This is a genomic window from Aliirhizobium cellulosilyticum (genome assembly GCF_014198105.1).
GTDB classification, from domain to species: Bacteria; Pseudomonadota; Alphaproteobacteria; order Rhizobiales; family Rhizobiaceae; genus Neorhizobium; species Neorhizobium cellulosilyticum.
Genome location: NZ_JACIGW010000001.1, coordinates 356,983 through 369,970 on the forward strand (window position 1 = coordinate 356,983; position 12,988 = coordinate 369,970).

General features: G+C 60.4%; 11 protein-coding genes. 3 read left to right on the top strand and 8 right to left on the bottom strand.

Annotated features, from left to right (window positions below):
* Positions 1-222: 222 nt before the first annotated feature.
* The gene (gene mcpU / locus GGE33_RS01520; protein WP_183820982.1) at positions 223-2,319 is read left to right on the top strand and encodes a methyl-accepting chemotaxis protein McpU; all 2,097 of its coding nucleotides are present in this window, start codon (positions 223-225) and stop codon (positions 2,317-2,319) included.
* Positions 2,320-2,394: 75 nt separating this feature from the next.
* Here the strand turns inward: mcpU and GGE33_RS01525 are convergent, their stop codons facing one another.
* Positions 2,395-3,327 (bottom strand): LysR substrate-binding domain-containing protein, encoded by a 933-nt coding sequence (locus tag GGE33_RS01525; RefSeq protein WP_246435686.1) that lies wholly within the window; start codon positions 3,325-3,327, stop codon positions 2,395-2,397.
* A gap of 111 nt (positions 3,328-3,438) precedes the next feature.
* On the opposite strand from GGE33_RS01525, the gene GGE33_RS01530 reads away from it, so the two are divergent.
* Together GGE33_RS01530 and GGE33_RS01535 are read left to right on the top strand one after the other, a co-directional pair.
* Positions 3,439-4,191, top strand: a complete 753-nt coding sequence (locus GGE33_RS01530) for an SDR family NAD(P)-dependent oxidoreductase (protein WP_183820984.1) — start codon at positions 3,439-3,441, stop codon at positions 4,189-4,191.
* A gap of 74 nt (positions 4,192-4,265) precedes the next feature.
* Positions 4,266-4,667, top strand: coding sequence for a nuclear transport factor 2 family protein (locus GGE33_RS01535; RefSeq protein WP_183820985.1), 402 nt, complete (start codon positions 4,266-4,268; stop codon positions 4,665-4,667).
* Positions 4,668-4,694: 27 nt separating this feature from the next.
* Here GGE33_RS01535 and GGE33_RS01540 read toward each other — a convergent pair whose 3' ends face one another.
* The 7 genes from GGE33_RS01540 to GGE33_RS01570 form a co-directional block, all read right to left on the bottom strand.
* Positions 4,695-6,275 carry an FGGY-family carbohydrate kinase gene (locus GGE33_RS01540; protein WP_183820986.1) on the bottom strand — a complete coding sequence of 527 codons (1,581 nt, stop codon included), beginning with the start codon at positions 6,273-6,275 and terminating at the stop codon, positions 4,695-4,697.
* 53 nt (positions 6,276-6,328) lie between these two features.
* Complete coding sequence (locus tag GGE33_RS01545) at positions 6,329-7,060, bottom strand: HAD family hydrolase (protein WP_343062182.1); 732 nt, start codon at positions 7,058-7,060, stop codon at positions 6,329-6,331.
* An 8-nt stretch (positions 7,061-7,068) separates the two neighbouring features.
* Positions 7,069-8,553: a mannitol dehydrogenase family protein gene (locus GGE33_RS01550; protein WP_183820987.1), complete on the bottom strand. Its 1,485-nt coding sequence runs from the start codon at positions 8,551-8,553 to the stop codon at positions 7,069-7,071.
* 45 nt (positions 8,554-8,598) lie between these two features.
* A complete protein-coding gene (locus GGE33_RS01555; protein ID WP_183820988.1) occupies positions 8,599-9,603 on the bottom strand; it encodes an ABC transporter ATP-binding protein in 1,005 nt (334 codons plus the stop codon).
* Positions 9,604-9,615: 12 nt separating this feature from the next.
* The gene (locus GGE33_RS01560; RefSeq protein WP_183820989.1) at positions 9,616-10,440 is read right to left on the bottom strand and encodes a carbohydrate ABC transporter permease; all 825 of its coding nucleotides are present in this window, start codon (positions 10,438-10,440) and stop codon (positions 9,616-9,618) included.
* An 11-nt stretch (positions 10,441-10,451) separates the two neighbouring features.
* Positions 10,452-11,324, bottom strand: coding sequence for a carbohydrate ABC transporter permease (locus tag GGE33_RS01565; protein WP_183820990.1), 873 nt, complete (start codon positions 11,322-11,324; stop codon positions 10,452-10,454).
* Positions 11,325-11,525: 201 nt separating this feature from the next.
* Positions 11,526-12,842 (bottom strand): ABC transporter substrate-binding protein, encoded by a 1,317-nt coding sequence (locus GGE33_RS01570; protein ID WP_183820991.1) that lies wholly within the window; start codon positions 12,840-12,842, stop codon positions 11,526-11,528.
* Positions 12,843-12,988: the final 146 nt, after the last annotated feature.

Consider the following 12,988-nt stretch of genomic DNA (forward strand, 5'->3'; position numbering starts at 1 on the left):
TGCGATGTATGCTCTTTCGTTGCAATCTTCGCGAGCGCTTTATGGGTTATCCATTTTTAATCAAAGTTTAGATTTCTGTTTTATTCGTGCCGATGCTTGCGGTTTCGGCCGCGTCACGGTCGCATGATGCGTCCCGCCTTCGCCTCGCGGCATGTCTCCCCCAATTAGAACCATGCCAACGATCAGCCGGGTCCACCGGCGTTCATCAGAGGAACACCCCGTTTGACCAAAAGATCAAACCTCATGACGCGCATCCTGCTTGCCGCGTCGCTGCTTGTCGCGGCTGCCTTCGGCGCCTTTTCGATCTATATCGATAGCCTACAACGCGATGGCGTTGCCCAGTCCGTTTCACACAATATAGAATCCACCGGCAAACAGGCATCGCAGAGCATTGCCAACTGGCTCAACGGCCGCTTCATGTTGACTGACTCCGTCGCCAAGGCCATGGAGAAGAGCACGGACGTCGCCTCGCGCTCTGCCATCCTGCAGAACGAGGTCCTTGCCGACCAGTTCGTCTCCACCTATTTCGGCGGTGAAGCCGATGGCGAAATGACGCAGTGGCCGAACCTGCCCTTGCCGGCCGGTTATGACCCGCGCCAGCGCGGCTGGTACAAGCAGGCGGTTGCCGCAAAGGCAGCGGTGCTGACCGAACCCTATGTTTCCGCATCCGACAAAAAGCTGATGATCACGGCCGCCGTTCCGGTGAACAAGGATGGCAAGTTTGTCGGCGTTGCCGCCAGCGATTTTTCGCTAGACACGCTGGTATCGGCGATCAAGTCGGTCGATGCTGGTCCTGGGGGCCATGCCTTCCTCGTCAACAAGGCAGGCAAGATCCTGATCCATCCCGACGCGGCCTTCGTCAACAAGACGCTTGCCGACCTCTTCCCGACAGATACGCCGAACATCGGTTCGCAGGTTGCGGAAACCGCAATCGGCGACAAGGGCAAGCTGGTCAGCTTTGTGCCGGTCAGTGGTCTTCCGGGTGCCGACTGGAGCCTCGGTTTCGTTGTCGACAAGGACAATGCCTATGCGGCGACGCGCGAATTCCGCCTCGCTGCCGCGATTGCGACGCTGCTTGCCGTTGTCGCCATGATGGTTTTCTTGGCGACCTTGCTTAGCCGGATCGTTATCTCGCCGGTGACCGCGATGACGGCTGCCATGGAAAAGCTTGCGAGCGGCAATCTCGACACGACCATTCCCGGCCAGGACCGCCGCGACCAGATCGGCTCCATGGCCGCAGCCGTTGCCGTGTTCCGCACGAATGCGATCGAGCGCCTGCGCCTCGAGGGGGATGCACAGGAGACGCGTACGCTTTCTGAGCGCGAGCGCGGCGAACGCGAGCGGGTTGCCGCCCGCAATGCGGCAGATGTGCGCTTTGCCGTGGACGAACTGGCGAAGGGCCTGTCGCATCTTTCCGATGGCGACCTGCAATACCGCATCAATTCGCCTTTCGTGGCCGAACTCGACCGATTGCGCGAAGACTTCAACACCTCGATCGGCAAGCTGAACAGCGCGCTGACGAAGGTGGGCGACAATGCTCGCAATATCGATGCCGGCGCTTCCGAGATCCGCCATGCGGCCGACGATCTGGCCCGACGTACGGAGCAGCAGGCCGCCTCTGTCGAGGAGACCGCTGCGGCGCTTGAAGAGATCACCACGACGGTGCGCGACAGTGCCCATCGCGCCGAGGAAGTCGGCCGCCTCGTCAACCGCACCCGCTCGAATGCCGAGAATTCCGGCGGCATCGTGCGTGAAGCGGTGCGCACCATGGAAGACATCGAACGGTCGTCTTCGGAGATCTCCAAGATCATCGGCGTCATCGACGAGATCGCCTTCCAGACCAACCTGCTTGCACTGAATGCTGGTGTCGAGGCAGCGCGTGCCGGTGAAGCGGGCAAGGGCTTTGCCGTCGTCGCGCAGGAAGTGCGCGAACTGGCGCAGCGTTCCGCCCAGGCCGCCAAGGAGATCAAGGAACTGATCAACGCATCCGGCAATCTGGTTCAGCAGGGCGTGATGCGGGTTGGCGAGACAGGCACCAGGCTGGAGGCAATCGTCGCTGAAGTGCAGGAGATCAACGGTCACATCCAGGCGATCGTAACGGCAACCCGCGAGCAGTCGACGGGCCTGAACGAGATCAACACCGCCGTCAACACGATGGACCAGGGCACGCAGCAGAACGCGGCGATGGTCGAGGAACAGACGGCCGCCAGCCATGGCCTTGCAGCCGAAGCGACGGCTCTGAAGACCCTGCTTTCGCAGTTCCGTCTTGGTGGAGTGGCCACTTCGAGCGAGCGCGGAAGCTATAGCCGCGCTGCCTGAGCGGCGGCAGTTTCATCCGTAAACATGAATGAGGCGGCCCATCGGTCGCCTCTGCTTTGATGGCCATACGCGATGTCACGCAGCGGGCAGGCGGTTGCGAAATCGCGGGTCATCCAGTGCATCTTTCGGAAAATTCGCAGCCAGGTGATCGATGAATTTCCGAACCGCCGGCGGCAGGCCGCGACGCGTGGTGAAGACCAGATGCACGATGCCGGTAATGCCGCGCCAGGCGGGCAGGACGCGGACAAGCGTTCCATCTTCCAGCGCCTGGCGGCAGGTGTGATCAGGCAGGATGGCGACGCCGAGGCCCGCAATCGCCGCGGCGCGAACGGCTGAAAAATCGGCGCAGCCCATGCGCGGGGGGTGGCGGAAAATGTGCTTTCTGCCGTCCTCGGTTTCCAAATGCCATTCCAGTTCGCTTGCGTCGTCGCTCGTTGCCAGTGTCGGCAATGAGGCGAGCTGTTCGATATCGGCGATCCGGCTGGCGAGTTGCGGGCTTGCAACGAGGATCCGGATCGATTTGCCGAGCGAGCGCATGGTGAGCGAGGCGTCGCTGTCGATCGTGGTGCGGACACGCAGTGCGATATCGATCCGTTCCTCGATGAGATCGACCGGCCGGTCGACAGCCACGAGCTGCAGCTGGACCTTCGGGTGACGGTCGAGGAATGTGTTGACCAGGCCTGATATCGGTTCGACCAGGCCGGTCGGGCAACTGAAGCGGACGAGGCCTTCCGGTTCCGATTTTGCTTCCGCCACCAGCGCCTGTGCAAGCTCCGCCTCGGCGAGCATCGCCTTGCAGCGTTGATAAAATACCTGCCCGACATCGGTTACCCTAAAACGGCGGCTCGATCGTTCGATCAGGCGCACGCCAAGCCGTGTCTCCAGTCCTGCCACGCGGCGGCTGAGCTTGGATTTCGGTTCGCGCAGCGCGCGCCCGGCGGGAGCGAAGCCGCCATGGGTTACCACTTCGGCGAAATAGACAAGGTCATTCAGATCAAGCCGCATCATCGTTCTCCATATGGAACGATGAGTGTCGATTTTGCCGACTTTCGATCGCAGCGTTCCGAATGCATCTTTCATCCAGCGGAAAACAAACCGCAAGATCAAAGGAGAAAGACAATGGCTGCAAGATTTGAAAACAAGGTCGTCATCGTTACCGGCGGCACAAGCGGTATCGGGCTTGCCACTGCCAAGGCGTTTGCCGGCGAGGGTGCTTCGGTGTTCATTACCGGCCGCCGACAGGAAGCACTCGATGCTGCGGTGAAGGCGATCGGTGGCCGGGTGACCGGCGTGCGGGGCGACATGGGCAAGCTTGTCGATATCGACCGGCTTTATGATGCCGTGCAGCAGAAGCACGGGCATATCGATGTCGTTTTCGCCAATGCCGGTGGTGGTGAATTCGCGGCACTCGGCTCGATCACGGAGGAACATTACCAGTCGACTTTCGACAGCAATGTGAAGGGTGTGCTGTTCACCGTGCAGAAGGCGCTGCCGCTGATGCGTGATGGCGGCTCGATCGTACTGACGTCATCAACCACCAGCATTTCCGGCACGCCGGCCTTCAGCGTCTATTCCGCCACCAAGGCTGCGATCCGCAGCTTTGCCCGTAACTGGATCCTCGACCTGAAGGACCGGCATATTCGCGTCAATGCGGTCAGCCCCGGGGTCACGGATACGGCCGGCCTGAACGAGCTGTTCGGTGGCGGTGATCAGGCGCAGGGTACTAAGGATTATCTTGCCGGCCTCATCCCTGCAGGTCGCGTCGGTCAACCGGAAGAGATCGCCAAGGCAGTGTTGTTCCTCGCTTCCGATGATGCAAGCTTCGTCAATGGCGTCGAACTCTTCGTCGATGGTGGTCAGGTCCAGATCTAATACGATCGGATTTCTACGTTGAAGCTCATCCGCGCGTCCTTGAGGGACGCGTGGCTTTCTCAAGGAGACTGACGATGACTTACGACATTGCGACATTGCTGAAGCGCAATCTGCAGGAGGTTTTCGGTGAGGCGGACGATGCGCGCCGCCAAGCGGTTGCGGCTGAGATTTTTGCGTCGGATGCAGAATTTCACGAACCGCACGGAGTTTTTCGTGGCCCTGCAGAGATCGCCCGAATTGCGGGCGTGATCCGGGCGTCGCATCCGGATTTCCAGTATCGCGAGCTTGGCTCCGCCGAGGTGCTTCATGAAACTGCGGGCAGAGTGCGCTGGGTTTCCGGTGCGCCCGGCCAGCCACCGGCCTATGCGGGGACCGACTTCATCATCGCACGCGACGGGCTGATCAGCGGGCTTTACCTGTTTTTCGATCCCCTGCCGGGCGCGGGAGATGTGTCGCAGGACAAGACGCGGAGGTAACCGGGCCTGCTTCAGCCATGTGACGGCTCAGGCCATTTCCCGCAACTCCTCACGATGGCGGACCATGGTGAGGAAGCGCCGGTAATCGCGGTCATAAGCTGCCTTGCGAGCCGGATCGGGGAGATATTCGGTGCCGCCTGCCTGCATCGCCGAGCCTGCGGCAAAAAGGGATGAGTGCAGGCCGCCGGCGACGGCGGCGGTCATCGCGGTGCCGAGCAGGACTGCATCATTCGTCTGCGGTACCACCACCCGGCAGCCGGTGACATCGGCGTAAAGCTCGACGAGCAGCGGGTTGTTCACATGGCCGCCGGTGACATGCAGAGTTTCAAACCGATAACCGAAGCCGACCATGGTATCGAGGATATGGCGGATGCCGAGCGCGATCGCCACACAGCTGCGCCAGTAGCGGCGGCACAGTCCATCGAAGGAGGTGTCGAGGGTAAGGCCAGTGATGACGCCGCGCACATGCGGATCGGCGAGCGGCGAGCGGTTGCCGTGGAAATCCGGCAGGATATGCAGGTTGGGGGCGATATCGCCTTCCGTCTCTGCGCGCAGCTCGGCAATGCGGGCGATGATGCGGCCATGCAGGTCGGTGGTCGGTTCGCCGCCGGCGGCATGCATCTGGACGATATGATCGAGAAGCGCGCCGGCCGCAGACTGGCCGCCTTCGACCAGCCAGTGTTCGGGAAGTACAGCCTCGTAATAAGGCCCCCAGAGGCTGCGACCCGGTTTCGGATCGCGCGAGAAGGCGACGATGCAGCTGGAGGTTCCGCCGATGAGTGCGACGCTGGTTTCGAGGTTTGCGTCGCTGGCGGCTCCGGCCAATGCGCCGAAAGCACCGGCATAGGCGTCGATAAGGCCGGGGGATACTTCGACTTCGATATCGAGGCCAAGCTCGGCCGCGGCTTGTTTCGACAACCTGCCAAGGCTTGTGCCGACCTCGGCGGTGCCTTCCGGCAGGCCGGCTTTTTCTTTCAGATCTTCGAGGCCGGCAAGCTTCAGATAGTCGGCTTTCCAGCCGGGCGTCTCATGCGCCAGATAGTTCCATTTGGCGGTGACCGTGCAGCGGGAGCGCTCAGTCGATCCGGTCGCCTTCCAGGTGAGGAAGTCGGCCAGATCGAAGACGAAACCGGATTTTTCCCAGCTTTCCGGCCGGTTCTCCTTCAGCCATTTCAGTTTCGGCATTTCCATTTCGGGTGACAGCGAGCCACCGGAGAAATCCAGAACATGGTGGCCGGAAGCGGAGAGTTCGTCGGCTTCGCGGATGGCGCGATGGTCGTGCCAGACGATCGTATCCTGTTCAGGGAGACCGGAGGTGGAGACGGAGAGCGGGTTGCCGTTCCGGTCGCGCATGACGAGCGAACAGGTAGCGTCGAAGCCGATCGCGGCGATACTTGAAGACTTGATGCCGGCCTCGGTCATCGCTGCTTTCACGGCATGGCAGGTGGCGGCCCAGATATCTTCGGAGGAATGTTCGGCCTGGCCTTCCTTGGGGCGGAACATCCGGATCGGATGTTTGGCCTTGGCAAGCATTCGGCCACCGCTGTCGAAAACGCCGGCACGCGCGCTGGTCGTGCCGATATCGACCGCAACGAGATGGTCACGCATCCAGATCTGTTTCCTGTCCCTGTACCGCTCGCGGCAAAATCTTCCTCACGGTGTCAAATTGCCCGCTGGGACGATGTCGCTCCGCGACCCTCCATGTGGTTTTTTACAAGGTGGAGCAAATCCGGCATGTCGTCAAATATGAGATCCGGCGAAAGTGTGTCGATCCGTTCACGATATCCCGGAACGCAGGCATGCGATCCGCCGGTAAAGGCGAAAACCGACATGCCGGCACGCTGGGCCGCCTCGATGCCGGCGGGGCTGTCCTCGATGACGATGCAGTTTTGCGGCGCGATGCCCATTTGCTCTGCAGCGTAGAGGAAAAGGTCGGGTGCAGGCTTGCCGTTCTTGACCATGGAAGCGCTGAAGATATGCGGCTCCAGCCTGTCGAGAATACCGGTGATGCCGAGCGATAGGCGTATGCGTTCCGGCTGGCTGGAGGAGGCGACACAGCGGGGAAGGTTGAGAAGCGCAAGCGCATCGAGCGTCTCGGCAATGCCTTCGATCGGTTTGAGGTCGGTCTTGAAGAGGTCGTAGAGATCGAGACGCAGGGTTTCGAGAAATTCGGGGCCGGTGTGGAAATCGTATTCCTCGTCCATCACCTGCCGCATGGTGGCAAGGCTGCGGCCGAGGAAGCGCTGATAGGCTTCCTCCTCGGCCATGTCGATGCCATGGCGGTTCAAGGCTTCGACCAGAACCCGGACCGAAAGCGGTTCGCTGTCGACGAGCACGCCGTCGCAATCGAAGATCACCAATGGGCCGTTGTTGAAGCTTGCCTTATCCGCCACGTTTCACCTCACTCCTGAACCAGCTTGTCGTCGAGATAGAGCTGCAGGGTCTTTGCAGTTCCTTCGCTCCATAGCGTCTTCAGGGCATGGGCGAAACGCTTGCGGAACAGTTCGTTGCCAGAAACCTCGCCGAAGATTTCGTCGAAGACGAGGAAGGCAGCCGGATCGTCCTTGGCCTTGATGGCTGCTGCCTGCAGCTTTTCGGCGCTGGCATCATTGAAGACGATCTTGCGGCCGCTGTCGGACGTGCCGGCGAAGTAACGGCACCAGAGCGCCGAGACCAGCGAAAGGCCGACGATATCCTTGCCCTGGGCGAGGCGATCGCGGGTCGAGGGCAGGATGAATTTCGGCTGACGGTTGGAGCCGTCCTGCGCCAGGCGCGGAATGGTGTCGCCGATCTTCGGATTGAGGAAGCGGCGCTCGATCAGGTCGAAATACTCATCGAGATTGGTATCCGGCACCGGCGGCACGATCGGAATGATCTCTTCCTTTTCCAGCTTGGCGAGGAAGGCGCGGATCAGCGGGTGTTCCATCGACTCGTGGACGAAATGGATGTCGAGCAGCTCTCCCGGATAGGCGATCGTCGCGTGGCCGCCGTTCAGGATGCGGATCTTCATCAGCTCGTAAGGAGCGACGTCGGGGACGAACTGGACGCCGACTTCTTCCAGCGCTGGGCGGCCGGCCGGGAAATTGTCTTCCATCACCCACTGCTTGAATTCTTCGCAGAAGACCGGCCAGTTGTCGTCGATGTTGAAATCGTTCTTCAGGATGTCGATTTCGCGCTGGCCGGTTGCCGGCGTGATGCGGTCGACCATCGAATTCGGGAAGGCGACGTTTTCATGGATCCACTCGGCAAAGGCCGGGTCGGACATTTTTGCGAGGCCGATCACGGTGTTTTCGGTGACGTGGCCGTTACCCGGAATGTTGTCGCAGGACATGATGGTGAAGGGCTGTACGCCACGCTCGCGGCGCAGTTTCAGGCCGGCGAGGATGAGGCCGAAGACTGTCTTGGGCGCTGCCGGGTTCTTGCCGTCCTCGACCATGGCCGGATGGGCCGGGTTGAAGTGGCCGGCGGCGTCGATGAAATAGCCGCCCTCGGTGATCGTCATCGAGACGATGCGGATCGCCGGATCGGCAAGCTTCTCGATCAGCACATCCTTCTGGTCCGGCGCGATGATGTCGATCATCGGGGCGGTGACGCGAGCGCCGGTCTTGTTGTTGTCCTGCTCGACGACTGTGGTCAGGTAATCCTGAGCCTTCAGCTTGTCGCGCATGGCGGCGTCGGAGGGCAGTACACCGGCGCCGATCAGCGCCCAATCATGGCCCTTGCCGGTGTTGAACAGGTCGTCGAGATAGACGGCCTGATGGGCGCGGTGGAAATTGCCGACGCCAAAATGGATGATGCCCGGCGTCAGGCTTTTCGGATCGTAATTGGGCACGCCAGCGGTCGCAGCGGCATCCTTGAGGCTTGCCAACGAAAGCTTCACAGTCATTTTCTCATACTCCGGTTGGCCTGTCTGTCAGGCCGGTAGGATCAATCAGGCCCGAATTGCCAGGCCCTTGTCGTCGAAACGGTGCAGTTTGGTTTCATCCGGCGTCAGGTAGACGGTGTCGCCGTGATGCGCGCCGAACTCGCCGCTGGCGCGTGCGGTCATCTGGCCGATGCCCTCGACATCGAGATGCAGGAAGGTGTCGGCGCCCAGATGTTCGGCAACGGTGACACGGCCCTTCCAGGTGCCGCTCTCCTTCGACAGCGTCAGATGTTCGGGACGGATGCCGGTGGTGGTTGCGCCCTTGGATCTGGCATAATCGCCGGTGATCAGGTTCATCCGCGGCGAGCCGATGAAGCCCGCCACGAACAGGTTGCGCGGGGTCAGATACAGTTCCATCGGGGAACCGACCTGCTCGATATTGCCGCGATTGAGCACGACAATCTTGTCGGCCATGGTCATGGCTTCGATCTGGTCGTGGGTGACGTAGATCATCGTCGTCTTCAGCTGGTTGTGAAGATCGCTGATTTCGAGGCGCATCGTGCCGCGCAGGGCCGCATCGAGGTTGGAGAGCGGTTCGTCGAAGAGGAAGGCAGACGGTTCGCGGACGATGGCGCGGCCGATTGCGACGCGCTGGCGCTGGCCGCCGGAAAGCTGCGAGGGGCGGCGTTCCAGATAGTCGGTGAGGTTGAGCACCTTGGCGGCAGCCTCGACTTTCTTGTCGATCGCTGACTGTTCCATCTTCGCCATCTTGAGCGGGAAGGCGATGTTCTTGCGCACGCTCATATGAGGATAGAGCGCATATGACTGGAAGACCATGGCGAGACCGCGGGCAGCAGGTGCGGCTTCCGTCACATCCTTGCCGTCAATGGTGATCGTGCCGCCGGTCAGGTCTTCGAGGCCGGCGATCAGGCGCAGGAGCGTGGACTTGCCGCTGCCCGAGGGGCCGACGAAGACGACGAATTCGCCTTCCTTGATTTCCAGATCGACGGAAGGAATGACCTTGGCTTCGCCGAAATGCTTCTGGACGTTCTTGAGAGTAATGCTGCCCATGATCGGAATTCCTTACTTAACCGCGCCAAACGTGAGGCCGCGGACGAGTTGCTTCTGGCTGAACCAGCCGAGGATGAGGATCGGCGCAATCGCCATGGTCGATGCTGCCGAGAGCTTTGCCCAGAACAGGCCTTGCGGTGACGAGAAAGAAGCGATGAAGGCCGTCAGCGGCGCCGCGTTGGTGGTCGTCAGCTGGATGGTCCAGAAGGCTTCGTTCCAGGCAAGGATGATGTTCAAGAGCAGTGTCGAGGCAATGCCTGGTACGGCCATCGGCGTCAGGACGTAGACGATCTCTTTCCAGAGGCTGGCACCATCCATACGCGCGGCTTCCAGGATCTCGCCCGGAATTTCGCGGAAATAGGTGTAGAGCATCCAGATGACGATCGGCAGGTTGATCAGCGTCAGCATGATGGTCAGGCCAACGCGGCTGTCGAGCAGGCCGAAGGTGCGGAAGATGATGAAGATCGGCAGAAGAACCGCGACCGAGGGCATCATCTTGGTCGAGAGCATCCACATCAGGATGTCCTTGGTCCGCTTGGTCGGGGCAAATGCCATGGCCCAGGCGGAGGGGATGGCGATGATCAACGCCAGGATGGTGGAGCCGACCGAGAGGATGACCGAGTTCATGAACGGCTTGAAGTAATCGCGCTGCGTCTGAACGGTGATGTAGTTCTCGAACGTGCCGGACGGGATGAGCGAGAAACCGGCGATGGCCTCCTGCTCCGTCTTGAGGCTGGTGATGACGGCGTAGAGGATTGGAAAGAAGATGAGGAGCGCCACAACCCAGGCGGCAACGCTCCAGCCGATCTTAGCTCCGGTGGAAACTGAACGAGCCATGATCTTCTCTCCTACTTGTCCAGGTTCTTGCCGACGGCGCGCATCAGGAAGATGGCAACGATGTTGGCGAGAACGACTGCGATGATACCGCCTGCAGCACCGCCGCCGACGTCATAACCGAGACGGGCCGTGCGGTAGATGAGGAAGGTGAGGTTGGTCGATGCGTAACCCGGTCCGCCATTGGTGGTGACGAGGATTTCCGCATAGATGCCGAGCAGGAAGATCGTCTGGATCAGGATGACGACCGTGACGGCACGCGAAAGATGCGGGATCGTCAGGTAGATGAAGCGGTTGAAGAAGTTGGCACCGTCCATTTCGGCCGCTTCACGCTGCTCGCTGTCGAGCGACTGGAGCGCGGTGAGCAGGATCAGGGTGGCAAACGGCAACCACTGCCAGGCGACGATGATGATGACCGAGAAGAGTGGAAACTGGGCGAACCAGTCGATCGGCTGCACGCCGAAGAATTTGGCGATATCGGCAAACACGCCATAACCCGGATGCATGATCATGTTCTTCCAGATCAATGCAGCTACCGGCGGCATGACGAAGAAGGGAGAGATCACCAGGATGCGGACGATGCCCTGGCCGAAGATCGGCTGGTCGATCAGAAGTGCTATCGCGGTACCACCGATGACGGTGATCGCCAGCACGCCGAGAACCAGCAGCAACGTATTCCAGATCGACTGGAAGAAGGCCGGATCGGTGTAGAAATACTGGTAATTGAAGAAGCCTGCGAACGAGACATTCGTCGGTGTCAGCAGGTTGTAGTTCTGGAACGAGTAGTACAGCGTCATTGCGAGCGGTACGGCCATCCAGATCAGAAGAACGACGACGGAGGGCGCCATCATAAGGCGTGCCAACGTCCTGGTGTTCTGCGTTGCCATCTTAAAAAACCTCCCCGGAGCTTTGGCTCTCATTGCCGTCGTGGCGTCCTCATGGAACGTCAGCGCGGAAGCATGATCTTGTTTTTATAGGGTAGCTTGTGGATACGACGAGAGGCGCGGCTTCCGGTCGTTCTGGTCTCCATCTGAGGCGGGCTGCCCGGCAAAGGAGCCGGACAACCCTTATCCTTGGGAGGAAATCCCTTACTTGATGTAGCCGGCGCGGGTCATGTCGCGGGTTGCCGTTGCCTGGGCGGCGGCAAGCGCGTCGTCGACCGTGGACTGGCCGGCGATGACAGCCGAGAAGAGCTGGCCGACAGTGGTGCCGAGAGCCTGGAATTCAGGGATCGCGACGAACTGGCCACCGGTGTAAGGCACTGGCTTGACGGTCGGCTTGGTGATGTCGGCAGCGTCCATGGCAGCAAGCGTCGGAGCGGCGAAGGCTGCTTCCTTCTGGTAGTCGGCGTTCTTATAGAGCGACGTGCGCGTGCCCGGAGGAACGTTTGCCCAGCCTTCCTTGGAAGCGACGAGTGCCGTGTATTCCTTGCTCGTTGCCCAGGAGATGAACTTCTGCGCGGCTTCAGCCTTCTGCGAGGATGCCGGAACGGCAAGGTTCCAAGACCACAGCCAGTTGCCGTGGTTCTTCACGCCTTCCTTGGACGGGAAGATCGCGTAACCGACCTTGTCGGCAACCTTCGAGTCCTTCGGGTTCGATACGAAGGATGCAGCGACGGTCGCGTCGATCCACATGCCGCACTTGCCCTGCTGGAACAGCGTCAGGTTTTCGTTGAAACCGTTCGAAGAAGCACCGGCCGGGCCGGCTTCCTTCATCAGGTCGGCATAGAACTGCAGCGAGGCTTTCCATTCCGGCTGATCGAACTGGGGTTTCCAGTTCTCGTCGAACCAGCGGCCGCCGAAGGAGTTGTTGAGCGCAGACACGAAGGCCATGTTTTCGCCCCAGCCGGCCTTGCCGCGAAGGCACATGCCCGAGACGTCGTTGCCACGATCGGTGATCTTCTTCGCCGCATCGGCGATGAATTCCCAGGTCGGGCTTTCCGGCATTTTCAGGCCGGCCTTTTCGAACAGGTCCTTGCGGTACATGATCATGGCGGATTCGCCGTAGAACGGAGCCGCGTAAAGCTTGCTGTCGACGGACAGACCGCCACGGATCGCCGGCAGAAGGTCGTCCATGTCATACTTGTCGCCGAGGCCGTCGAGCGGCAGGAGCCATTTCTGCTTGGCCCAGATCGGAACTTCGTAGTTGCCGATGGTGACGATGTCGTACTGACCGCCGTTTGCGGCGATGTCGGTGGTGACGCGTTCGCGAAGAACGTTTTCCTCAAGCGTGACCCAGTTTACCTGGATGTCCGGGTTCGCCTTGGTGAACTCCGAGGTCAGACCCTGCATGCGGACCATGTCGCCGTTGTTGACGGTTGCGATTGTGAGGGTTTCAGCCGATGCGGCGGTGGCAACAAAAGCCATGGCCGAGCAGGCGCCCAGCAAAAAAGTCTTCAATGTCATATCTTCCTCCCGAGAAGATGATTGCGAGCATTCGCTTTGCTCGTGGGCAATTACTTATCAGGACTTGATGGAAGTCAACACGGATTCGTCGCTGCACTGCGATTAAACCGTTTTAAGCACTTGAATTTGAATGTAAAAATTTTTGC